The organism is Arthrobacter bambusae (genome assembly GCF_022606295.1).
Taxonomy (GTDB): Bacteria; Actinomycetota; Actinomycetes; order Actinomycetales; family Micrococcaceae; genus Arthrobacter; species Arthrobacter bambusae_A.
The window spans coordinates 1-22,828 of sequence record NZ_JAHHZS010000007.1; the positions used below are offsets into that span (position 1 = coordinate 1).

Here is a 22,828-nt window from a genome sequence, read left to right on the forward strand (position 1 = left end):
AAAACAAACACCACCAACACCCCCCCGGCCCCGGGACCCCCACCCCACCCAAGGTGAGCGCGCGTCCGGCCCGGACCCGCCATAAGTGAGCGCGCGATCAACGAAAACCCCCGCTCACATATCACCCGGTTTCCACCAACCCCGGCTCACATATACGCCCGTTTCCCCAAACGCCGGCTCACATATACGCCCGTTTCCCCAAACGCCGGCTCACATATACGCCCGTTTCCCCAAACGCCGGCTCACATATCAACGGTTGTGGCAACACCGGATCACCATTGAGCCGGACCGGACCCCCATCCCCGAGCTGCCCTCAGCAGAAGTGAGCCGGCGTCCGGCCCGGACCCGTCATAAGTGAGCGGGCGTCCGGCCCGGACCCGTCATAAGTGAGCGGGCGTTTGGGAGGGGCCGGAGGCAGGGCTCTTATCCCGGCGGTAAAGTTGGTGCACATGGAGAGCCTCTTTAGTCACCTCGCGCCGGACTCCGAACCCCAGCCGGAGCCATCCGGCGAGCTGAACCCGGTGGTGTGCACCGTCGTCGTGCCTTCTTCGGTGGCGCATGCTTTCATGGGCTTCACCGATCACCCGCACCTCTGGTGGCCGATGGAGGACCACAGCGTCTACGGGGCGGGCTCGCACGTTGAATTCGAGGAGAATTTGATCCTCGAGACCGCGGACGACGGGCGTACCTCGATATGGGGGACCATCGACGATTGGCAGCCGCCGTTGTCCTTCCACGCGAGTTGGTATCCGGGCAGCACCGCGATGTGGTCCACTGAACTCCGACTAGCCTTCCGGGCGGTTGACGGAGGTACAGAGGTCCGTCTGGTGCACGACGGCTGGGAAGGCGCCGAACACCCCGCGCAAACCCGTGCAAACTACGCTGCCGACTGGCCTGGAGTTCTTGAGCGCTACGTCCGGTTCATGGGCGGCGCAAGTGAATAGAATCCGTCGGCTCCAAGCTGCCGACTGGCGTTTGCTTCGCGACGTCCGGTTGGAGATGCTGTCGGACACCCCGATGGCTTACGTGGAGAGCTTAGCGGCAGCACGGCGCCAGACCGATACTCAGTGGCAGGAGCGAGCAGCCACGATGTCGGGTGACTCGAGCATCACGCTCGTGGCGGATGACGGGACAGATGGCAGCCGGATCAGCGGACTCATGCGCGTCGTCCTCAAGCAGCCACAGGATCCTTCCCAGGCTCAGCAAGCGATGCTGATCAGCGTCTACGTCGCGCCCGAACACAGGGGTCTGGGCCTGGCAGACCAGTTGCTCGACGAGGCATGCACAGTCGCCGGCACCGAGCTCGGCGCGGCCCTGATCGAACTGGGTGTCCACGAGGACAACGCCCGCGCCAGGGCCTTCTACGCCCGGCATGGCTTTGAATACACAGGTGCCAGCCGGCCGTATCCGCAGGATAAAACCAGATTGGAAATCGTCATGGCCCGCCGCATCACTCCTGCAGGGCCGACCCCGCAGAGCCAAGGCCCCGGCGGATTCATCGATGAACTGGCGGCCGCGCTCACGCAGGGACAAGTCGCCATCGACGAAGAGACACGAACGAGCTACGCGGCAGACCAAGGACCGGTCCTGGACCTGCAGTTGCCCTTGGCTGTGGTGTTCGCCGAGTCCGTGGATGACGTGCAGCACGTGGTGCGCAGTTGCGCCAGGTACGGGGTTCCGATTGTTGCACGCGGCGCCGGCACCGGGGTTTCCGGTGGTGCCCATGCCAGCCAAGGGTGCATCGTGCTCAGCTTGGAACGCATGAACCGGATCCTGCAGCTCAACGCCGACGACGAGACCGCCGTCGTCGAACCTGGCGTGGTTAACGCGGATCTGAACGCCGCGGCGGCTGAACATGGCCTGATGTACGCTCCGGACCCTGCGAGCTACAAGATGTCCACGATCGGCGGCAATGTGGCCACGAACGCCGGCGGCCTGCGCTGCGCCAAGTACGGCGTGACCAGAGACTCGGTGCTGGCGCTCGACGTCGTCCTGGCCGACGGCTCGCTCATCCACACAGGACACCAGACGTTCAAAGGCGTGGCCGGATACGATCTCACGGCACTGTTTGTGGGTTCGGAGGGCACCTTGGGCATCGTGGTGGGCGTGACGGTGCGCTTGCGCTACCTTCCCCGCGACGTACAGACCGTGGCGGCGTTCTACCCGGACTTCCGCGGTGCCGCCGCGGGCGTCCTCGCGGTCGGAAAGGCACGCGTCCAGCCCGCCATCATGGAAATGCTCGACGCCGGTACGCTGGCCCAGCTCGATGAACTGTACGGCTCGGACCTCGGAGAACGCGGGCAGGCGCTTCTCCTGATCCAGACAGACGGTTTCGGAGCTGCCGCGGAAGCAACGCTCGTGCGGGAGGTGCTTGCAGCGGGCGGCGCCTCGGTGACGGCGGAATCGAACGCGGAAGCCGAGCGACTCATCGAGATGCGCCGCTCAAGCCGCGGCGACGAAGTGGACAACGAATACCGGGTAGGGGAGGACGTCGCCGTTCCCAGGTCCCGGCTTGTCGAATACGTGGCCGCGCTCGAAGCCATGGCCGTCACCCACGATGTCCAGCTCAAGGTGGTGGCCCACGCCGGCGACGGCAACCTGCACCCGACCTTCTGGGTGGACCGTGTGGACATGGAAGTGGACGCCGATGCAATGTCCCGCCTCAACAAGGCCTTGGACGACTCCATCGATGCCGCGCTGGAGATGGGTGGAACCATCACCGGAGAGCACGGGGTAGGTCAGTACAAGCTGCGCTGGCTTGGCCTTGAGCAGCCCGCACCCATCCGCGAGTTGCAGCGGCGGATCAAGGAGCTTTTCGACCCTGCCGGAATCTTCAACCCCGGCAAGGCCATTTAGAGCTTTGGTATTCCAAATCTGATCGTGAAGATCTCGCGCCCTAGACCCATGCCGGTTTACTTTACCAAGCAATGCCCCTAATCTTATTTGGTATACCAAATTAGATTCCGGGAGACGACCAATGGGACAAACAAGCCGGCGCCACGGTGCTTCCGCGTACGCTGCCCGACGGGCCGCCGGGGTACTCGTTGCACTGGCGCTTGTCTCCATCAACCTCCGTCCGGCCATTACGACGGTCGCCGGCACGATGGGCCAGCTGCAGGCAGGCTTCGGACTCGACGCGCATCTGCTGCCGCTGCTCGGTGCCTTGCCTGTACTTGCTTTCGGCGTCTCAGCTCCCTGCGGTCCGTGGCTGGCCCGTCGCCTGGGCACCGGCAGGGCCGTGGCTGCGGCGCTTCTGGTACTTGCCGCCGCGCTGATTGGCCGCGTATTCGTGCCCGGGCTGTTGCTGCCCGGAACGTTCCTGGCAGGGGCATCCATCATGACCGCCAGCGTGCTCGTGCCACAGATCGTCAAAGCAAACCGCGGTACCGGCTGGTGGACGGGGCTGTGCACGATGGGCTTCGGTCTGGGCGCGGCGCTCGGCGCAGGGCTCGTCCAGCCGCTGCAGCAAGCGCTCGGCGGAAGCCTCGCCTGGGCACTGGCCGTCTGGGCCGTCCCCGCCGTGCTCGCGGCCGCGTTGATCCGGCGTACAGATCAAACACCAGGGCGCCCCAGCGGGACCGGCGGGACCGATGGAAGCGGCGGACCGGCGTCGGGCGCTGGTTTACAGGAGACGACGACGGCGGGCGGCGCCACGGGCGAGGCCGTCGCCATTCCGCTGCGAAAACAGGGGACGGCCTGGGCTGTGACCGCTTTCTTCGGGCTGCAAGCCATGCTGTATTTCGCCATTACCTCGTGGTTGGCTGTCTTCCTGGTGTCGAAGGGCCAGACCGCGGCGGACGCGGCCGGGCTCTTGGCCTGGTTCAGCATCGCCGGGCTGCCCGCAAGCTTGCTGGCTCCCGTCCTCGCGGGGCGTCGAGCGGTCCTGAAGTTCATGGCTCCGGGCTTGGGGTTGTTCGTTGCCGCGGCTTTGATAGGCGTCTTGACGGCGCCCGCAGCTTTGCAGTTCCTGATGGTCGGCCTGTTGGGGATCGTCCAGAGCGCCGGCTTCGGGCTGGGAATGGCGTTGGTGGTCATCCGTTCGGCAGGGCCGGAGAGCGCTGGCAGCCTTTCCGCCATGAGCCAGGGTTTGGGTTTCGCGCTGGCCTCCCTGGGGCCCTTGGGCGCGGGATTCCTGCATGAGTGGTCCGGTGGCTGGGACGTTCCGTTTTGGGCCTTGGCGGCGGAGGCGGTGTTCCTTGCGCTTGCCGGTTTCCTCGCCGTGCGCGGGCCCGCCGTGCGCGGGCCCGCCGTGAGGGTGGCAGCCGCCGAGGCGGAGCGCCGTGGCGAGCCTGCCGCCGTCGGGCGTTAAACCAAGAAAGCGGCCGGTCCCTCCGCGAGGGAACGGCCACTTTTTGTGCGGAATTAGACGAGCTCGAGCTGATCCGCCACGACCTTGCCGCGGTGGATCACTGTGCGGTCGGTGCCGCGGTCCATGACGGCAGAGGCCACCGTTTCGCCGTCGAGCAGCAGGAGTTCCGCGGGATCGCCGACCTCGACGCCCGGGCGGTGTGCCGTGCCCTTCAGTCGGGTGGCGGACGGGTCGAGGATGCTTGCGCCACCTACCGTGGCGATCGCGAGGCAGTGCTCGATGAGCTCGTCCTTGCGGAAGCCGTGGGTGAAAGCGAGCTGCCATGTGCGGTCGAGCATGTCCGTGTTGCCGTAGGGGGACCAGTAGTCGCGCTGGCCGTCCTCGCCCAAGCCCATCCGGACTCCGGCTTCGGCGAGCATCGGGATGGGCAGCTGGCCCGCCACCCCGGCGGAACCCGGCGCCACGGACGCCATCGAGATGTCCAGTTCGGCGAACTCGTCGATGAGGCTGCGCGTGGTGGCCTCGGAGATGCTGCCCAGCTGGTACGCGTGGGACATGGTGACCTTGCCCTGCATCCCCAGCGCGCGGGTGCGCTCAAGCACCAGGTCCGTGCTGAACACGCCGAGTTCGCCGGGCTCATGGAGGTGGATATCGATGGGGACCTGGTACTTTTCGGCCAGTCCGAAGACGATGTCCAGATGCCGGGCCGGATCGCGGTCCAGGCTGCAGGGGTCGATGCCGCCCATCACATTGGCGCCGGCCTTGAGGGCCTGGTCCATGAGGGGCACGGTGCCCTCCTCGAGGAGGAGGCCGGCCTGCGGGAACGCGATGATGTCGACGTCGGCCTGGCCTTTGAACTGCTCCTTGGCGGCCATCACGGCGTCGAAACGCTCAAGGCGGCAATCGACGTCGATCTGGGCATACGAACGGACTCGGGTGGTGCCGCGCGCGATCATCCGGCCGAGGGTGTCGTTGACGCGTTCCTGCAGCGGAACTTCGGCGTTGCGCCAGTTCTGCCGGTCGTTCATCATCATGGTCCATACGCCCGGGCCGCCGGTGTGTTCGCGGAACGGCAGGCCGATGCGGGTCGAGTCCAGGTGCACATGGACGTCCGAGAACGACGGCACGAGAAGACGGCCGCGGCCTTCGACGACGGTGACGTCGCCGGCCGCTGCGCGCGCCGGGTGGTGGGGTTCGACGCCGGTGATCTTGCCGTCCGTGACGAGGACGTCGCTCAATGCTTGTCCCCAGGGGCGGACGGCGCGAATCAAGGTGTTCAATGTATTGCTCCTTTGATGTTGGATCTATTGCACACCAGCGTGGGCCGCGGATTCCAGACCTGCGTGATGGCAGGCCGGGGCCAAGGGCGAACCCGCTCCGGCGCTGGTTGACAGAGAGTGGACCCCCGGCTCTTTTGTATACCAAAAATAGATTAGAGCAGGTTTGGGTCGATGTAAATCACAAATATTGCGTTATCTGGAATACCAAAAAGCAATCTTTCTGCCCGTGTATGCTCGGGTGGAATGCAAGACGACGGGGAAGGGAAGGGTGGCCGAAGGCGATGTCCGAAACGCTGACAGCCCGCGACGACGAAGCCCGGGCCGAACAGGTCTACCAGCTGGTTCTTGAGGGAATCGTGGCGGGGAGATACGAGCAGGGCGTGCGGCTGCGCGAACGGGAGCTCTCCGAGCTCTACAACGTTTCACGAATTCCGGTACGCGAAGCCATCCAACGCCTCGAGCAGGACGGCTTCGTGGAAACCTTCCCCCGCCGGGGCGCAGTGGTCCGCCAATTGACGCTCACCGACGTGAATGAACTTTTCGACGTGCGGCTCTGCCTGGAAACGTTCGCCGCCCGCATGGCGGCCGTCCGCGTCGCGGCGGGTGAACCGGGCAGCCGACTGCAGGAACTCCTCGACGACACGAGGCAAGCGATCGACGACGACCGGACCGACGACGTCGTACGCCTTAGTGCGGCGTTCCACGCCGAAATCGTCCGGCTGTCCGGCAACCGGCTGCTCATCGAGTCGGTCAAACCGTTGTTCGGGCGGATGCGCTGGATCTTCGGGCTCGCCCACAACCGCAGCAACGAACTCCAGCGCGACGAGCACATGGAACTATGCAACGCCATCCTCGGCGGCAAGGCCGACCTCGCCTACACGCTGGCGTACTCCCACATCGAGCTCGGACGCGAACCCGTACTCATGGGACTCGCGCAGACGCTGGAGCCCTAAACCTCGGCGTTAGTCGTCCGAATCCGGGTATTCGTCCTCGTCGTACCGGGATTCCTCGGTTTCGGCTTCCAGGATCTTGAGCATCGCAGTGTCAGGGTTGAGCATGATGGCAGCCTCGTCACGCCGGTGGCGCAGGATGGTATCCAGGTAAGACTGCACGGCTTCCGCCAAGGGGATGTGGCTGTCCTGCTTCTGGCTCATATACCAGCGGTGCTCGAGGACTTCGTGGACCACTTCCGCCGGCTCAAGCTTGCCGGCGAGGTCGCGCGGGATGGACCGGACGATGGGCTCGAAGATCTGGCTGACCCAGGTATGGGCACTTATTTCTTCGTCCATGTCCGGATTGTTGTCCGCCCGGAACGAATCCATGTCGTTGAGCAGCCGGCGGGCCTGGTTCTCCTGGGCATCCAGGCCAGTGAGGCGGAGCAGCCGCCGCTGGTGGTGGCCCGCGTCGACGACCTTGGGCTGCAGCTGGATGGTGGAGCCGTCCGCGGTGGTCTTGATGGCATATTCCTCGACGTCGAAGCCCAGTTCGTTGAGGCGGCGGATGCGCGCCCCCACGCGCCAGCGCTCGCCGAGCTCGAACGACTCCTTCTCGGTAAGCTCGGTCCAGAGCCTGCGGTACGAGTCCATGATGAGCTCCGACGTCGCCACCGGGTCCACCTTCTCTTCGATCAGTCCGCCTTCGAGCAGGTCCATGAGTTCCCCGGCGATGTTGACGCGCGCGATCTCCAGATCGTATTCGCGCTGGCCCACCGACAGATCGGGGTACAGCTCGCCGGTCTCGGCGTCCACGAGGTACGCGGCGAAGGCGCCGGCGTCGCGACGGAACAAGGTGTTGGACAAGGAGACGTCGCCCCAGTAGAAGCCGATCAGGTGCAGGCGCACCAACAGCAGCGCCTGGGCATCGATTAGCCTCGTCAGCGTGTCCCGCCGCAGCATCTGGGAGAAGAGCGCCCGGTATGGCATGGAGAATTTGAGGTGGCGGGTGACCAGCACGGGGTTCAGCGGCTTCCCGTCCACCGTGGTCCGGCCGGTGATGACTGCAACCGGCTCGACGCAAGGCACATCCATCCGTGCCAGCTTGCGGAGCATGTGGTACTCGTGCCGGGCAACGTGCTCGGACGTTTCCTTGATGGCGATAACGGAGCCGGCCAAGTGCGCGAAACGTACGATGTGCCGGGAGATGCCGCGGGGCAGGGCGGCCAGGTTCGCTGCGGGCCAGTCTTCGAGGGCGATGTGCCAGGGCAGGTCCAGGAGTTCGGGATCGGCCGCCGCGGCGGTGATGTTGAGGGATCCGATGACGCTCGCTGGTGGCGCAGTGTCGTTGGCGCTGGCAGCCTCGGTGCGCGGGAGTTTGCCGATCTGCGCGTAGTCGGTGGGTTCGTCATGCCACTTGGCACCGCTTTGCTCGGTCATGGGGTCAATTCTTCCGTATGGAGGCTGTTGTTAACGACGACGGCGGCCCGTCCACTCGGAAGGGCCGCCGTCGCTTCGATATTAGGGTGCCGGTGGGGATCAGTCGCCCAGGCGCAGGCCCGACTTCGTGTCGAACAAGTGCACGTGGCCGGACTGCGGACGAACGAAGATGGACTCACCCTTCATCGGGGGGCGGCGGCCGTCGACGCGGGCCACGATGTCGTGGCTCTTGCCGTCAAGCGTGGTGTGGCCGTAGACGTAGGCGTCGGCGCCGAGCTCTTCGACGACGTCGACCTCAACTTCGAGGCCTTCGCCGGCACCAACGGTCTCGAGGTCTTCCGGACGGGAACCGAGGGTGACGGTCTTGCCGTGTGCCTCTTCGAGGACATCGTGGGGTACCGGGTACACGGTGCCACCGAACTGGACGCCGCCGTCGACGACGGGCAGTTCGAGCAGGTTCATGGCGGGGGAGCCGATGAAGCCGGCAACGAAGACGTTCTTCGGGCGGTCGTACAGGTTGCGCGGGGTGTCGACCTGCTGCAGCAGGCCGTCCTTGAGAACGGCAACGCGGTCACCCATGGTCATGGCCTCGACCTGGTCGTGGGTCACGTAGACCGTGGTGACGCCGAGGCGGCGGGTCAGGGATGCGATCTGCGTACGGGTCTGGACACGGAGCTTGGCGTCCAAGTTGGAAAGGGGCTCATCCATGAGGAAGACCTGCGGGTTGCGGACGATGGCGCGGCCCATGGCAACGCGCTGACGCTGGCCACCGGAGAGGGCCTTCGGCTTGCGGTCCAGGTACTGCTCGAGGTCGAGAAGCTTGGCTGCTTCGCGGACACGCTCGGCGCGCTCTTCCTTGGAAACGCCGGCGATCTTGAGTGCGAAGCCCATGTTGTCCGCAACCGTCATGTGCGGGTAGAGCGCGTAGTTCTGGAAGACCATTGCGATGTCGCGGTCCTTCGGCGGGACGTCCGTGACGTCGCGGTCACCGATCAGAATGCGGCCGGAGTTCACATCCTCGAGGCCCGCGAGCATGCGCAGGGAGGTGGACTTACCGCAACCGGAGGGTCCAACGAGGACCAGGAATTCGCCATCGGCGATGTCGATGTTGAGCTTATCGACGGCGGGCTTATCTGTGCCCGGGTACAGACGCGTAGCGTTATCAAAAGTAACTGTTGCCACAGTTATCAATCCCTTCACCGGCAGGTACGTGCCGGACGATCCGTTGTGAATGGTTCATGTTTATTCAGTTGGACTCCCCGCCCTGGGCTAAGCCCGGGCAAGGGAGACTGAGTGACGCCGCACGGTAGTTGTGCGCCACATCACAACCAAGAGTATGGCAGCAGTCCGGGTTATTCGCCTAAATGTTACGAATGTCACATGTGAGATGCGTCTCCCGAGACCTTGCGGCGACGCTCGCGAAGCACGGCCTCCAGGAGTTCTGCGACGTGGACAGGGGCCTCGACGCGGAACTCGGCCTGGGTGAAATCCAGCCCGACCTTCACTCCGACGTCGCTGGAGCCGAGCCTGGCGATCGCGTCCTCGTCCGTCACGTCGTCGCCGGCAAAAAGGATCCCGGTGGCGGAGGTGGCCTGGCGCAGGAACTCGACAGCATCGCCCTTGGAGGAGTGCACTACCGAGGTCTCGAGGACCCGTTTGCCGTTCTTGAGGAAGACTCCAGGCAGGCCTTCGAGCACCGACCTCGCCGCCGCGACGGCGTCCTCCGCCACGTCGTCGGCGGCACGCCTGGTGTGGAGTACGACGCCGGCGGGCTTGTCTTCGAGGACGGTCCCCGGAGCTTCCTGCGAGATTCCGGCCAAGACTTCGCGGACTTCGGCGAGGAGCTCCCGTTGGGCGTCGTCGAGTTGGAGTTCCGTCGAACCGGGGCCCAACCAGGCCTCGGCGCCATGGCTGCCTATCAGCAGCGTGGCTTCAGGGGGTGAGGCGACCTCCCGCAGACTGGCCAATGCGCGCCCCGAGATGAGCGCCGTCGTCGTCCTCGGAAGCTTGGCGAGTTCGGCGAAAGCGGCGGCTGAGCGCTCGAGCGGGCGGGCGGCGTCAGCGTGGTCCACGATCGGGGAGATGGTGCCGTCAAAGTCCATCGCCACCAGGAGGTGGTCGGTTCCCGCTATCCTGCGGACGGCGTCGAGCAGCTCGGGCGGGAGGCTCAACGGGGGATTGGCGGCTGTTTCAGGAGTCATCGCGAACCACGGTTTCTGCTAGGGCCGAGAGGAATTCGGCTGACCAATGATCGACGTCGTGGTCGAGGATTTGTTTCCGCATGGACTTCATTCGTCGGCGGGATTCGTTCGGGGGAAGCTCCACGGCCCGCATGATGGTGTTCTTGAGTCCGTCGATGTCGTGCGGATTCATGAGGAGCGCTTGCTTGAGCTGATCGGCCGCTCCGGTGAATTCACTGAGTACCAAGGCGCCCGTATTGTTGGTCCGGGCCGTGACGTATTCCTTGGCGACGAGGTTCATGCCGTCGCGCAATGCCGTTACCAGCATGACGTCGGCGGCGAGGTACAAAGCCACCATTTCCTCGACCGGGTAGCTGTGGTGGAGGTAGCGCACGGCCGTGTTCTGCATGGTGTCGTAGCTGCCGTTGATGTGGCCCACGGTGCCTTCAATTTCCTCGCGTAGGAGCCGGTACTGCCGCACGCGCTCGCGGCTGGGACTGGCCACCTGGATCAGGGTGGCGTCCTCCACCTTGAGCCGGCCTTCCTTGAGGAGTTCCTCGAACGCCTTCAAGCGGTGGGGGATGCCTTTGGTGTAGTCGAGGCGGTCCACGCCCAGGAGGATCGTTTTCGGGTTTCCGAGGTCCTCGCGGATCTGCCGGGCGCGCTCGATGATGTCAGGGCGCTCGGCGAGTTCGCTGATGTGGTCCACGGCGATGGAAATCGGGAAGGCCTGCGCGCGGGCAATATGGGTGATCTGCCCATCCCGTCCCTTGACGTGGACTTGTTGCTGCTTCACGCTCGCACCGATGAAGCGGCGCGCCGAACGCATGAAGTTTGCCGCGTCGCTCGGGCGCTGGAAACCTACCAGGTCAGCGCCGAGCAGGCCTTCGATGATGGCCTGGCGCCACGGCAATTGGGCGAAGATTTCCGGTGGCGGGAACGGGATGTGGTTGAAGAAACCGATCCGCAGGTCCGGGCGTGCCTGGCGGAGCATGCTCGGCACGAGCTGGAGTTGGTAGTCCTGCACCCACACGGTGGCTCCGTGGTCCGCGTACTGGATGACGGCATCGGAGAACCGTTGGTTGACCCGGCGGTAGCTGTCCCACCAGGTGCGGTGGAACTCCGGCGGGGCAATGACGTCGTGGTAGAGCGGCCAGAGGGTCGCGTTGGAGAACCCTTCGTAATAGAGCTCAACATCGTCGGTGCTGAGATCCACGGGAATCAGGTCCATGCCGTCGTGGCTGAAGGGCTCCAGGGCCTCGTCCGGGGCGCCGTGCCAGCCCACCCACGCGCCGTCGGTCTTTGTCATCATCGGTGCGAGGGCGGTCACCAGGCCGCCGGGAGAGCGGCGCCAACCTTCCTCGTTGTTTTCCCCGTCATCGCTGGGGTAGCGGTCAACCGGAAGGCGGTTGGAGACCACCATGAAATCGTGTTTCCGGGCTTTTGGAGCCTGATTTCCTTCGGGTCCGCTGTCGATTTTTTCGCTTGCTGGTTCTTGCATTGCTGCCCCCTGGGGTTGCCTGTGACTCTTCTCCCACCCTACCGGCGGGAATCATCAAGGACACTTGCTCGTTCCTCAGACTGGAGTCGAAGACCCCAGCAAAGCTGCCAGTCTTCTCCCGTAAACTGGCACCGTTGCCATAGCTAATAACCCAACGCCGTCGATAAATCACGAGGAACTGATGAGCCCCGCAAACGAACCACGCCTGTCCAAGGCAGAGCGCACCGCCCAGGCCCGCGAGAAGGCCCGCGAAATCCGCGAAGCTCAGCTGAAGAAAGACAAGCGCAACAAGTTGCTCATCGGATGGGGCATTGTGGTTGCCGTTGTGGCGATCCTCGCGGTCATCGCCCTCGTGGTCACCCAGAACATAGCGAACAACGCCCCTATTGCCGACCAGGGCCCGACGCCGGCGAACGCCAACGTGCACGGCGGCGTGACGCTGCTGAAGGGCACCGATGTGACGAAGGTGGCCGCCGGCACCGTCAGCCTGGCATCTCTGCCGTCCGCCCCGGCCACCCCGCCCGCCACGGTGACCGCTCCGGGGGCTGACGCTGAAGCTGGCAAACCGGTCAAGGTTGTGGCCTACATCGACTTCATTTGCCCGATCTGCAAGAACTTCGAGACCACGTACAGCCAGCAGCTGACCCAGTTGCGCAACGATGGCAAGATCACCCTGGAGTACCGTCCGTTCGGCTTCCTCGACGCCAGCTCCAGCACCAACTACTCGTCCCGCGCAGCCAATGCCGCGGCCTGTGTCGCGAACACCTCGCCGGACAAGTACTCGGCGCTCGTGGACCTGCTGTACGCACAGCAGCCCGCCGAGGGCAGCGCAGGCATTTCGGACAACGACCTCAAGAAGTTGGCCACCCAGGCGGGATCGGCCAACATCGACTCCTGCATCGACAACAAGACGTACCGGCCGTTCATCAAGGTGGTCACCCAAGAGGCGAAGAATATCGGGATCTCCGGCACTCCGACGGTGTTTATCGACGGTAAGCAGTGGGATAACAAGACGGACTTCATGACCCTCTTGAATGCGGCTATCGCAGCGAAGAAGTAGCTCTCTGGCCCGAGGCCTTCCGTCCACTGGGAATTTCCGTGGGCGGGAGGTCTTGGGCTACCCTTATCTAGCGCTCGCGCGCACCAGCTCCGGTTCGCCGGGGCACCAGTCCCGGTTCGCCGGGGCACCAGTCCCGGTTCGCCGGGGCGCGCCTCCTTAGCTCAGTTGGCCAGAGCACCGCTCTTGTAAAGCGGGGGTCGTCGGTTCGAATCCGACAGGGGGCTCCGATTGTGGCTTTGACCTGCGGGTATGTTCCTGCGGGAAGAGCGAAAAGTGCTCATTCCAACCATGACTCACCATAAACTCACTAGAATCAGTTTCGGTGTGAGCCTGCGCCAGGCTACATGCCCATGTCCGGGGGCTTTGGCGGATCGGGGTTGAAGGCGTTGAGTGCGCCGCGGGTGTCCAGTGCTTCTTTGTATTCCTCGACGTAGTGTTTCTGCGTCATCGAAACCTTGGAGTGGCCTGCTTGGTAGGCCGCGGCTTCAACTCCCATGGTCCGGGCGATCAGGGTGGCGTTTGCCTTGCGGAATGTCTTGAGCGTCACCCAGGGGTAGCCGATGGCGTCAGCCGCTTTCCGCCAGGTTTTGCCAACGTTGTTCGGGTCGCAGACCGTGCCGGTCGTGGATGGGAAGACCAGGTTGAGCGGATTTGTTGCGGTGTCCTGACGACTCAGCCGTTCACAAAGCCTGGCCACGAGGAAATCGGGAACCGTGACATGGCGGATGCCATGTTGTGACTTCGGATGGTCCTGAATCCTCACCCCACCGGTGGACGTCCGGATGACTGTAGCGTTGATGAAGACGGTCGGGGGAGTGGCGTCGAGCTCGATGTCTTCCCACCGTAGGGCGAAGAGTTCCCCTGCCCTGAGGCCGGTGAAGATGAGGAAATCGGCGATTTCGTGGAGTTCTTGTGTCCGCGTCCTGCCGAGTGCCGGCTCGTTTTCCCAGGCAATGAGCTTTGAGCGCAAGTCCAGGAATTGATCGGGGGCCAGCGCCTGGGGCTTGGCCGACGGCGTGCGGGGGATGGATATCCCCAGGACCGGGTTGGTTGGGACGGCGTCGTGCCGGCGGGCGATCTTGAACATCCAGGAGAGCACGGCCCCACAGGTCCGGGCCGTGGCCGGTCCGGCATGGTCCACGACATCGCGAAAGAAGTAGTCGATAACCCCGGGGGTCGCTTCCCCGATCCGGATGGACCCAAGAGCGGGAGTGATGTACTTCTTGACGGTGAATGAGTACTTGTCCTTGGTCCGTGATGCTTTGTCGGAGCGGTCCAGTTCCAGGAGGTAGAGGTCCGCGAGTTGGCTGATCTTGTCCGTGGATGCGATCAGGCCCTTGCGCGGGGTGCTGCGTTTCTGGAGCCTGATTTGCAGGTTCCGCCGGGCGCCCGCGGCTGATGGACCGCGGGCCTCTACCTGTCGCAGTTTTCCGTCCATGTCGCGGAAGTAGGTCCGGGCGCGCCAGGTCTTTGCTGTTGCCCGCTCGGTCCGGATTGTCCCCCATGTACCGAGCGGGAGGGGATACCTGCTCATTTCTTGCGCAATGGCCTCGTGCGGGCTAACGCTCCGCGTGGAGGGACAGCCAGGCAACAAAATCGGCGTGGCTGATTCGAAGGTGTCGGCCGATTCGGTAGGCCGGCGGTCCGACGTGCTTTGCCCGCCACTGGTAGAAGGTCTGTTCGGGGATCTGAAGCTGTGCGCAGATCTCTTTCGGGGTTAGCCACTGTTGGTCAGCCTCGACGGGCTGGTTGCGTTTTGGGGTCGTCGTCATTGGAGTCTCCGTGGTCTTGGTCACCTGAAGTACGGCCAGGCTGTGTTCCTACTTCATGGGAGACAAAGGTGCAGACGGCATGACCGTGGAGCAGAGTGATCTTGATGTCAGAGCTGCCAACCGACAGTAATGGGGCTGGCCTGTCGGGAGATCGAATCTTCCAGCCATTGGCCGGGTTGTTGTTGCCGGTTGGGTTGGGACGAAGCCTGGTCAGCAACGCGCTTGAGGTGTTCGTACTGCGATGACTGTTCCCAATCATGGTCTGCCGGTGCAGGTCCCAGAGGGAGGGGTGAGTCGTCGATACCCCAGCGGTCCCTGTAGATGGCAACCCTGGCGACCAGGCGGGCGGTGTCTGTCGCGGTCACGTTCGGCGGGAGCGTTTGGAGGAGTTTTCGTTTCCATTCAATGTCCTGCGTCAAAGCGGCCGACGCGACTTGCTTGGCCCGCTGCCTGATCTTATGGGTTACTTGGTTGATCATGTCGGCGAGGTCGGGCCGGTTGGTATGAAGTGGTTCGGGGATGACCGCACGATCGTCGGCTGGCAGGCGGGATGAGAAATTGACGAGCCGGGCGTGCAGAACGGCTGCGACGTTCTTTGCATCGCCGCTTGTTTCCAAAGCGGCCGTGACAGTCCGCTGAGCCCCGGGCCGGCTGGCCGCGGTCGCTCGGCGCCAGGCTGCGACGGCCGCGCCCCACGAGGGGGATTGTTGCAAGACCTCAGCAATCTCCGGAGTGCGCGCCTTGATGAACCTTGTCAGATCTTCGGCGGCTGCGATCTGGGCGAGGTAGTCGTATTCCGGGCTGAGCCGGTCGAGCGTCTCGGCGCTGGACTGTTCGGCGTCGCGGACTTCGTGAGCGGTTCGCTCGGCGCCTTCTGCCGCGAGCACTTCGGCGAGGATCTCCTGCCATTGCGGTTGCAAGGTCGGGTCGAGTGGCTCGGCGTTGCCGGGGTCGTTTTCGCTGACGTACGCGTAATTGCCGCGGCGGCCCCGGGTCATACTGACATAGAGCAGTTCGCGGGTGAGACGTCCTTGGGTGACGACGGTGTGGCCGGTGTCGACCGTGATTCCTTGGGAGCGGTGGGCAGTGGTCGCGTATCCCAGTTCCACGGCCGACTCGACATACTCGCGGTGCAGTGTGACGATGGCGCCGGTGTCCCTCCGGACCGCCACCAGGGAGCCGTCGCGCTTGACTGCACGCACGACGTCGAGCAGAGTGCCGTTGCGGATGAAGTCACCGTTGCTGTCGGCAACGGTGCGGTCGTTGCGGCGAGCGATGATTGTGTCACCGCGCCCGGCACACTGCGTGTCCGCCAGGAGTGCTGTCTGTTCGGCGTCTACAAGACCCTGGATCACGCGGTCCGCCTGGGCTCGTTCGTTGAGCATGCTGACGGTGTCGTTGTCGGCGGCAATAAGGATGGACGACCTTCCCACACGGATGTCGGACTGCCACTGCAGATATGCCTGACCGACCATGTCCAGATAGGTTCCATGCCGGATCCGTTGATGCTGCTCGTAGTCGCTGATGGCTGCGACGTCCCCGGTACGGAGCTTTAACGAGGCATCCCGTTCCCAGGCATTCTCGAAGCGCCAGATGGTGCTCAACCGGGCGGTCTTGCCCTGGCGGTCCAGCCAGCCCAGGACACCGCCGGCGTCGATGGCATCCAGCTGCCCGGGATCGCCCACCAACAGGACCTTGGCCCCGGCGTCCCGGGCCTGTTCCACAAGCGCGGCGAGCTGAAGGGTCGACACCATCGAGGCCTCGTCGACGACAACCAGCTGGTTCCAATGGAACCGCCACCGGTTCTGCTCTGCGGAGAGCCAAGCGGCTTTCTGTGCGAGCAGAGCGGTCTGCGGGCTTGACTTAGCCACAGGATTTGTGAGGCGCCGCTCTGCATCGAAGAACCGCTCAGCCCGGCGACTGGCCCCCTCACCGGCGGACTCGTACAGCCACTTCGCGACATTCTCCGCGACCATGGACAGTTCCCGCCCGAGAACCTCGGCGCTCGCCGCCGCGGGCGCCAATCCGACTACGCTGCCTACTCCGAACTCTGCTTCCCAGGCTGCCTTGACCGCGCCGAGGGCGGTGGTCTTACCGGTTCCGGCGGGTCCGACGACGGCGTCGAGCCGATTTCCGCTTAGCAGGATCTCTGCAGCGGCGGCCCGCTGGTCGACGTGCAGCCCGAATTTGCCGTGGTGCTGGTAGCCGGCGAGTTCATCCATGGCGACCATTGGCCGGACGGCGGGGCCGCCGTCGTCGTTCCTTGCTGCCATGACGGCCTCCTCGAAGGCGAGGGTCGACGCATCGGTGTAGAGGCGGGAGCCGTGAAAATCGAAAACGCTTTGCTTGCCGATGCGGAGATCCGGCTGTGCGTACGCGGGGACGCTGTAGCGGTGGTCGTTGAGGGGGACCGATTGGTTTCCGGCGGCGGTGGCGACGGCGTCGATCAGGGCGTTGCGATCCTCCGGTGTGTGGCAGCGGATCGCGGCGCAGACCCGTTCGGCCTCAGCGAGGAGGTTCCAGCGGTTCCAGGTGGCGCGTTTGGCCGCGACCCGCTCCCGGGTGAGCGACGCGACGGCGTCCATCCACTCGGCGGTGAAGTCGCACGAGCGGAACGGGTTTGTCCGTGCCCGCCGGACGGTGTTGGCCAGCACGAGTCGGGGGTCGAAGCCCTTGGCTTCGGCGCGTGCCCGCCACTGCACGGAGAGTTGGTGCAGAGGCTCGATGGTCTCGGCTTTGGGGGTTCGTGTGGAGAGAGTTGCCTGCTGGCGGAGCTTGATCGTGGTTGTCGCCGTTGGGGGAGTGCCGTGGGCCGCGGTCCACGCGGCCACGAGGCGGTCGGTTTCCTGATCGATGAGGCGTGACCGGTGGGAGAATTCGCGGATCAAGACGTCGTCGACGCCGGTCAGGTGCGCACTCGGGTTATGCGTGGTGGTTGCGGGCTCGCGGATGTCGATGTCGGTCCCGAGGTGGCGATGTAGGGCATCGAAGAGCAGCCCGTTATAGTGCTCACTGGCGGCGACCGCGGCCTTGTAGAGCGTCCTTGAGTCGAGGGTGACCCAGGCGCCGTCGGTGATCCGCTGGACGCGGTTGGCGATGATCAGGTGTGTGTGGAGTTGCGGGTCCCCGGCGCGCGACTCCCAATGGTCGAAGGCGGCGGCGATGGCTCCCGTGGTGCCGATGCGAGCAACGCCATTGCGTCCGGATCTTGTATGGATGACGGACTCTTCCAACCATTCCAGGGTGGCGTTGAGGGCGTCGTGGTGGGTTTGCAGGATCTGGTCCTGGAGGCTCCTTGGGCTCAGCGCCCAGAGCACGGAGACTGATTTGGGGACGCTGAACGTCAGATCGAATCCGGCGACAGCGCGGCGCGTGCCGGCTTGTCCCTGGCTGTTTTGGACGAGTGTGGGTTGGCCGTGCGGGCGGCCCAGGGGAGCGCCGGTGTCCGGATGGACAGTTTCGTCGAAGATGGCTTTGGCATCGGTTTCGGTGACTGGGTCGCCGCTGGCGCGGTTGATACCTTGCACGCCGGAGCCGAGCCAGCGCCCCTGCGGCGTCCCGGCCTTCATGTAGTAGCTTGTGGCGTCCGGGGGAGTCGGCGACACATCATCCCTCATCGTGGTCTTGAACAGGTACCTCAGACCCGACTGCGCGGAGAGCCTGGCGATGGACATGGTCATGGCCGTCTCCGGGTCCGCCGCCGGCGGTCTCGCTGCCCGTTGCCGCAGCTCGTAGAGCAGAATCGCCGCGAGGTGCGAGACTGTTCGCAGTCTTGACCACATTGACCGCAAGCCTTCCCATTCACGTCGGTTCATCAACGACGAGCCCGCCTGCTACATGACACGCCGTGAGTCGGCACTCACGGCGGCGGCCTTGGATGCCAGAGGTGTGCATGATGCGGATGTTCGGATGATGCGGATGTTCAAATGATGCACGTGCTCCTTCAGCGGGTCGAGGGATGAGGATTGTTATACCGCTTGCGTTGCCTGCTTAGATGGACGCGGATGCGGCGCGACCGTAGAAGGCGTCCAGGGCGACGTAACCGAATTTTCTAGGTACGTGACCGTTTCCTGGGTGAGCGCGATGAGTTGTGGGATGAGATCCGCAGGGACGCGGCGACGTTCTCGGCCATATCCCGCCACACAGTGGCCCGGAGGAAAAGCGTCTCCCCGTCTATCCACTCATTGGAGGCCGGATCGAAGGTACGAGGCGTCGAAGCAATCGTGAAGTTCGCGACGGGAGTGCCTTCAGTGTTCCCGAACCCACGGGAAACGGGAGAAAATCTCAGTTCTGGATCCGCATTTAGATTTTCGATCACTGTAATGGTTGTTTCGCCGGCCATGATGTGTGTCAGTTTCCGAAGTCGCCTGCACGGGATGCCAGAAGTCCTCTGCCCTCGGAATCAGGCAGCGGTCATTTCGGTATGGGCCGACCGATCCGCCAGAGGGCACACGTGCCTACGTTGATGGCTCAAGGAACGAGAATCCGCGCGTAGTGGCGGCACGGGACTTACGAACTGGGGTTGCCTGATGCGAGTGCGGTGCTTTGCAAGCGTTTCGCCGTTGCCCGGAATACGGACGAGGCTTGCTGCCCGGCGGGGCTGAGCCTGCGGTTGGCAAGGTGGGCGAGGAGGATCCTCCGCGTCGGGGAGCCGGCGAGCGGAACGGCGATGATGTCTGGACGGAGCGCGCTCAGGGCGAGCTGCGGGGCCAGTGCGATGCCGATGCCCGCGGCGACCATACCCTGCGTCTCTTGGTAGTCGTTGGCCGCGAAGGCGATGCGCGGTTCGAAGCCGGCATCGCGGCAGACCCGTCGGAGGACGTCGGCCACGGGGTGTTCGTCGCGGACGATCCACTCCTGGTCTCTCAGCGTGTCGATCCGCACGGCGCGACGCGCCGCGACAGGGTGGTCGCGCGGTACGAGCAGCATGGTGGGGTCATTCATGAGCCGAACGACGTTCAGGTCCTCGTCCTCGATGCGCTCCCATGGGTAGTCCCACAGCAGCGTGAGCTCGATGTCCCTCCGCCGCAGCCGTTCGAGCAGGCCGTCGCGACGCGCGCTGACCACCGTGACGGCGACCTCCGGATGGCGCGCGCGGAAGGCGAGCACGACGTCAGGCATGAGGGAAGCCCCGACGGTGGGGAACGTCCCCATGTGCAGTTGGCCTCGCCTCAGCCCGGCGAACTCGCCCATCTCGGCCCGAGCGGCCTCGATTGTCCTGTCGATGTCGTCCGCATATCGCAGGAGAGCCTGACCTGCATCGGTGAGCACGACGCCCCTGGGATGCCGGTCGATCAGGGCGACGCCTACTTCGTGTTCAAGCTTCGCGACCTGCTGGGAGACGGCTGACGTCGTGAAGGAGAGAGCCGCCGCGGCGGACGTCAAGGAGCCGGAACGGCTTACCTCGCGGAGCAGATGGAGCCTGTGCAGGTCAAGGTCGGCCATGCACTGAGTTTAGCAAAAGTGAAGGCCCATCAAGAATCCTGTGATTGTGCTGAACTATCGGGGAGTGGATCGTAGAAGGAGCAGGCGCCGCGAGGCGCGACCACGACACGTGAAGGAAGAAGACCATGCAACTGCGCGGTCATTGGTACCGGGGCGGCACGAGCAAGTGCTGGCTCTTCGACGCCGAAGACGTGGCACCTCACGCCGGGAGCCGCGAGGAGATCCGCAACCTGCTGGCCGATGCCTTCGGCGCAGCGGATGCCCGCCAGCTCGACGGCGTCGGCGGCGGCACCTCAACGACGTCCAAAGCAGCCGTCGTCCGGGCCACCCCCGACGGCCCGGCCGACCTCGATTACCTCTTCGCACAGGTCGGGATCGGTGACCCTACCGTGGAACTCGGTTCCAACTGCGGCAACTGCGCCACCGCGATCGCCCTGTACGCCGTCCAGTCGGGTGTCGTTCCCCCCGGGGCGGGAACAACACGGGTCAGGATGCGCAACCTCAACACCGGAGCCGTGCTGAGCGGCACGATCGCCACCCCCGGCGGCAGCATCCCGACGTCGGGCATGGCCCTGGTCCCCGGCAGCAGCGCGCCGGGCGTGCCCGTGAGCCTCTCGTTCCACGCCCCGTGGGGGCGGACCACGGGCGCGGTTCTGCCGACGGGAAGCGCGGCCGACAAAATCGCTGCTGACGGGCTTATTCTTACGGCGACCCTGGTTGACGCGGGGGCACCGGCGGTGCTGATTCCGGCTGACGAGGCAGGCATCGACCTGTCCTCGATGACGGGCAATCTGTCCGAGCGCCTGCCAAGGCTCGTGGCAGCCCGCGCGTCTGCCGGTCTGAAGATGGGGCTGAGGAAGCCTGAAGATCCTCCGCAGAACGCTGTGCCGAAGGTCGGCGTCGTTGCAGCGCCCGGCGACTACATCGCGGCCGACGGAACGAGGATCGCGGCGGACAGCCATGATCTGCGGGTGCGGATGCTCTCGATGCTCGCGCCCCACCCCGCCATCGGCCTGACGTCCGCCGTGGCAGTTTCCCTCGCTGCTGCCCTGCCTGGATCGGTTGTGGCCAAGGCGCTGCGCCCGGCGGACAGTGCTCACCAAGGGCGCCGGCTTCTGCGCATCGGAACGCCTGCCGGTGTCATCACCACCGAGGTCGTCAGCGACGACAACGGTTGCGTCAGCGAGGTCGGCCTCCACCGGGCGGCCCGCCAACTCGCCGTCGCCGACATCGACGTCGCTCAGCCTGTGGCACAGACTGCCTAGCCCCTTCAATCCGCCCTAGCCATCATTTGATGCGGCATTCACCCAGGAAGTTGTTCAATGAAGATCAAATCCATTCTCGGACACCTCTATGTCCAGGTACTCATCGGCGTCGCGCTCGGCATCCTCGTCGGCGCGCTGTGGCCCGACCTCGGTTCCTCCCTCAAGCCGCTCGGCGACGGTTTCGTGAAGCTTGTGAAGTTCATGATCGCGCCGATCGTCTTCTGCACCATCGTCAGCGGTATAACCTCCCTGACCGACACCAAGAAGGTCGGCCCGACCCTGATCCGTTCACTGGGCTTGTTCTACGTGCTCACGTTGGTGGCGCTGGCCATCGGCCTGGGTGCGGTCATGCTTTTCCAGCCGGGCGTGGGCATGCACATCAACCCGGCCCACCTCGATACCTCGGTCGCCTCGAAGTACACAACCCAGCTGCCCAGCAGCAACCCGGCGGACTTCCTGCTGAGCATCATCCCCACCACCTTCATCGGAGCCTTCGCCGACGGCGAAGTCCTGCCCGTACTCGTCATCGCGCTGCTTTGCGGCTTCGCCTTCAGTAAGCTCGGCGCACCCGGCCAGCTGGCCCTGAACGTGGTCAACAGCTTCAACAAACTGCTGTTCGTCGTGTTCGGCTACCTCATGAAGGTCGCCCCCATCGGGGCGTTCGGCGCCATGGCGTTCACGGTGGGCAAGTACGGAGCCCACTCGATCGGCAACCTTGGAATGTTGATCCTCGCCTTCTACGCCGCGTGCATCATCTTCGTGGTCCTCGCCCTCGGCATCCTCGCAAAGCTCACCGGTTTCAGCCTCTGGCGGATCCTGCGCTACTTCCGCGACGAGTTCCTCATCGTCCTCGCCACATCCTCCAGCGAACCCGTCCTTCCGTGCCTGCTCTCCAAGCTCGAGCGCCTCGGCTGCGACCGCGGTGTCGTCGGCCTCGTGGTCCCGACCGGCTACTCCTTCAACCTCACCGGCACCGCGGTCTATCTCACGCTCTCCTCCATGTTCATTGCCCAGGCCTGCGACATCCATCTCAGCTGGGACCAGATCCTGCTCATGCTCGGAATGATGCTGCTGACCTCCAAAGGGGCAGCGGGCGTGACGGGCAGCGGCTTCGTCGCCCTCGTCGCGACCCTGACGATCATGCCCACGCTGCCGGTTGCCGGCGTGGCCCTCATCGTAGGCATCGACCGCTTCATGAGCGAAGCCCGCGCCCTCACCAGCACCATGGCCAACATCGTCTCGTGCGTCGCCATCGCCAAGTGGCAGCACGCGCTCGACACCGACAAGCTCCAAACCGAACTCAAAGCTGGCTTCGTGCCCGCCGAGGCGGAAAAGCACCAGCTGAGCGAACCGGCCCTGGCCCACTGAGAGAGCCCACTGCGCGTCGGGCTCCTGCCCCTGGCAGGGGCCTGACGCCAGAGTAAGAAGCACCGAAACATCTCAGAGCAGCCGCCCCGGGAGCCTGCGAAATGCGAACCAACACTCAGGGGTCCCCTCCACAAAGCCGCATCGGACACCAGGCCCTGCATATTCCATCGCAACAGGTAACCCGAAAGTCGGGGTGCAGGAGCACGGGTCCGATGCCAACGCGGTGGGGAGCAGAACGCTGCTCCCCGCCGCGTCCCCACGGGGACCGGCTCAAAA

Annotated in this window: 17 protein-coding genes, 1 tRNA gene and 1 pseudogene; 9 read left to right on the plus strand and 10 right to left on the minus strand. The window is 64.7% G+C overall.

What is annotated here, in order from left to right; genetic code table 11:
* Positions 1-449: 449 nt before the first annotated feature.
* From KNN17_RS06520 to KNN17_RS06535, 4 genes and pseudogenes are all read left to right on the plus strand, one after another.
* Entirely contained in the window at positions 450-944 is a 495-nt protein-coding gene (locus KNN17_RS06520; RefSeq protein ID WP_241707993.1) for a hypothetical protein, read from the plus strand.
* Between the two features lie 73 nt (positions 945-1,017).
* Positions 1,018-1,383: pseudogene (locus KNN17_RS22385) on the plus strand (GNAT family N-acetyltransferase); the annotation flags it as partial.
* A gap of 54 nt (positions 1,384-1,437) precedes the next feature.
* Positions 1,438-2,856, plus strand: coding sequence for an FAD-binding oxidoreductase (locus KNN17_RS06530; protein ID WP_241708132.1), 1,419 nt, complete (start codon positions 1,438-1,440; stop codon positions 2,854-2,856).
* Between the two features lie 121 nt (positions 2,857-2,977).
* Complete coding sequence (locus KNN17_RS06535) at positions 2,978-4,309, plus strand: MFS transporter (protein WP_241707994.1); 1,332 nt, start codon at positions 2,978-2,980, stop codon at positions 4,307-4,309.
* A gap of 53 nt (positions 4,310-4,362) precedes the next feature.
* On the opposite strand, the gene KNN17_RS06540 is transcribed toward KNN17_RS06535, so the two are convergent.
* Entirely contained in the window at positions 4,363-5,589 is a 1,227-nt protein-coding gene (locus KNN17_RS06540) for an amidohydrolase family protein (RefSeq protein ID WP_241707995.1), read from the minus strand.
* A 281-nt stretch (positions 5,590-5,870) separates the two neighbouring features.
* Here KNN17_RS06540 and KNN17_RS06545 point away from each other — a divergent pair, with 281 nt between their 5' ends.
* A complete protein-coding gene (locus tag KNN17_RS06545) occupies positions 5,871-6,542 on the plus strand; it encodes a GntR family transcriptional regulator (protein WP_241707996.1) in 672 nt (223 codons plus the stop codon).
* Positions 6,543-6,551: 9 nt separating this feature from the next.
* On the opposite strand, the gene KNN17_RS06550 is transcribed toward KNN17_RS06545, so the two are convergent.
* The 4 genes from KNN17_RS06550 to KNN17_RS06565 form a co-directional block, all read right to left on the minus strand.
* A complete protein-coding gene (locus tag KNN17_RS06550) occupies positions 6,552-7,961 on the minus strand; it encodes a DUF4032 domain-containing protein (protein WP_078106409.1) in 1,410 nt (469 codons plus the stop codon).
* A 99-nt stretch (positions 7,962-8,060) separates the two neighbouring features.
* Positions 8,061-9,143 (minus strand): ABC transporter ATP-binding protein, encoded by a 1,083-nt coding sequence (locus tag KNN17_RS06555; protein WP_059388327.1) that lies wholly within the window; start codon positions 9,141-9,143, stop codon positions 8,061-8,063.
* A gap of 194 nt (positions 9,144-9,337) precedes the next feature.
* Complete coding sequence (gene otsB / locus KNN17_RS06560; RefSeq protein ID WP_241707997.1) at positions 9,338-10,162, minus strand: trehalose-phosphatase; 825 nt, start codon at positions 10,160-10,162, stop codon at positions 9,338-9,340.
* A complete protein-coding gene (locus tag KNN17_RS06565) occupies positions 10,152-11,642 on the minus strand; it encodes an alpha,alpha-trehalose-phosphate synthase (UDP-forming) (RefSeq protein ID WP_274619670.1) in 1,491 nt (496 codons plus the stop codon). The genes otsB and KNN17_RS06565 overlap by 11 nt, the downstream gene beginning before the upstream one ends.
* A gap of 181 nt (positions 11,643-11,823) precedes the next feature.
* On the opposite strand from KNN17_RS06565, the gene KNN17_RS06570 reads away from it, so the two are divergent.
* Complete coding sequence (locus tag KNN17_RS06570) at positions 11,824-12,702, plus strand: DsbA family protein (RefSeq protein WP_078106406.1); 879 nt, start codon at positions 11,824-11,826, stop codon at positions 12,700-12,702.
* Between the two features lie 150 nt (positions 12,703-12,852).
* A tRNA-Thr gene (locus KNN17_RS06575) sits at positions 12,853-12,926 on the plus strand.
* 116 nt (positions 12,927-13,042) lie between these two features.
* Here KNN17_RS06575 and KNN17_RS06580 read toward each other — a convergent pair.
* From KNN17_RS06580 to KNN17_RS06600, 5 genes are all read right to left on the minus strand, one after another.
* Positions 13,043-14,236 carry a site-specific integrase gene (locus KNN17_RS06580; RefSeq protein WP_241707998.1) on the minus strand — a complete coding sequence of 398 codons (1,194 nt, stop codon included), beginning with the start codon at positions 14,234-14,236 and terminating at the stop codon, positions 13,043-13,045.
* 25 nt (positions 14,237-14,261) lie between these two features.
* Complete coding sequence (locus KNN17_RS06585) at positions 14,262-14,474, minus strand: helix-turn-helix domain-containing protein (protein WP_241707999.1); 213 nt, start codon at positions 14,472-14,474, stop codon at positions 14,262-14,264.
* Between the two features lie 107 nt (positions 14,475-14,581).
* Entirely contained in the window at positions 14,582-18,256 is a 3,675-nt protein-coding gene (gene mobF / locus KNN17_RS06590; protein WP_241708000.1) for a MobF family relaxase, read from the minus strand.
* 269 nt (positions 18,257-18,525) lie between these two features.
* Positions 18,526-18,816 carry a single-stranded DNA-binding protein gene (locus tag KNN17_RS06595; RefSeq protein ID WP_241708001.1) on the minus strand — a complete coding sequence of 97 codons (291 nt, stop codon included), beginning with the start codon at positions 18,814-18,816 and terminating at the stop codon, positions 18,526-18,528.
* A gap of 167 nt (positions 18,817-18,983) precedes the next feature.
* Complete coding sequence (locus KNN17_RS06600) at positions 18,984-19,919, minus strand: LysR family transcriptional regulator (RefSeq protein ID WP_241708002.1); 936 nt, start codon at positions 19,917-19,919, stop codon at positions 18,984-18,986.
* A gap of 125 nt (positions 19,920-20,044) precedes the next feature.
* On the opposite strand from KNN17_RS06600, the gene KNN17_RS06605 reads away from it, so the two are divergent.
* Together KNN17_RS06605 and dctA are read left to right on the plus strand one after the other, a co-directional pair.
* On the plus strand, positions 20,045-21,184 hold the full coding sequence (locus tag KNN17_RS06605) for a PrpF domain-containing protein (RefSeq protein WP_241708003.1): 1,140 nt from the start codon (positions 20,045-20,047) through the stop codon (positions 21,182-21,184).
* Positions 21,185-21,241: 57 nt separating this feature from the next.
* Positions 21,242-22,552: a C4-dicarboxylate transporter DctA gene (dctA, locus tag KNN17_RS06610; protein WP_241708004.1), complete on the plus strand. Its 1,311-nt coding sequence runs from the start codon at positions 21,242-21,244 to the stop codon at positions 22,550-22,552.
* The last annotated feature ends 276 nt before the right edge of the window (positions 22,553-22,828 follow it).

Bases quoted from the DNA above. Each gene is read 5' to 3' on its own strand.
- KNN17_RS06520 (WP_241707993.1), top strand. From the start codon at position 450: ATGGAGAGCCTCTTTAGTCACCTCGCGCCGGACTCCGAACCCCAGCCG.
- KNN17_RS06530 (WP_241708132.1), top strand. From the start codon at position 1,438: ATGGCCCGCCGCATCACTCCTGCAGGGCCGACCCCGCAGAGCCAAGGC.
- KNN17_RS06535 (WP_241707994.1), top strand. From the start codon at position 2,978: ATGGGACAAACAAGCCGGCGCCACGGTGCTTCCGCGTACGCTGCCCGA.
- KNN17_RS06545 (WP_241707996.1), top strand. From the start codon at position 5,871: ATGTCCGAAACGCTGACAGCCCGCGACGACGAAGCCCGGGCCGAACAG.
- KNN17_RS06550 (WP_078106409.1), bottom strand. From the start codon at position 7,961: ATGACCGAGCAAAGCGGTGCCAAGTGGCATGACGAACCCACCGACTAC.
- otsB (WP_241707997.1), bottom strand. From the start codon at position 10,162: ATGACTCCTGAAACAGCCGCCAATCCCCCGTTGAGCCTCCCGCCCGAG.
- KNN17_RS06565 (WP_274619670.1), bottom strand. From the start codon at position 11,642: ATGCAAGAACCAGCAAGCGAAAAAATCGACAGCGGACCCGAAGGAAAT.
- KNN17_RS06570 (WP_078106406.1), top strand. From the start codon at position 11,824: ATGAGCCCCGCAAACGAACCACGCCTGTCCAAGGCAGAGCGCACCGCC.
- KNN17_RS06580 (WP_241707998.1), bottom strand. From the start codon at position 14,236: ATGAGCAGGTATCCCCTCCCGCTCGGTACATGGGGGACAATCCGGACC.
- KNN17_RS06585 (WP_241707999.1), bottom strand. From the start codon at position 14,474: ATGACGACGACCCCAAAACGCAACCAGCCCGTCGAGGCTGACCAACAG.
- mobF (WP_241708000.1), bottom strand. From the start codon at position 18,256: ATGTGGTCAAGACTGCGAACAGTCTCGCACCTCGCGGCGATTCTGCTC.
- KNN17_RS06595 (WP_241708001.1), bottom strand. From the start codon at position 18,816: ATGGCCGGCGAAACAACCATTACAGTGATCGAAAATCTAAATGCGGAT.
- KNN17_RS06600 (WP_241708002.1), bottom strand. From the start codon at position 19,919: ATGGCCGACCTTGACCTGCACAGGCTCCATCTGCTCCGCGAGGTAAGC.
- KNN17_RS06605 (WP_241708003.1), top strand. From the start codon at position 20,045: ATGCAACTGCGCGGTCATTGGTACCGGGGCGGCACGAGCAAGTGCTGG.
- dctA (WP_241708004.1), top strand. From the start codon at position 21,242: ATGAAGATCAAATCCATTCTCGGACACCTCTATGTCCAGGTACTCATC.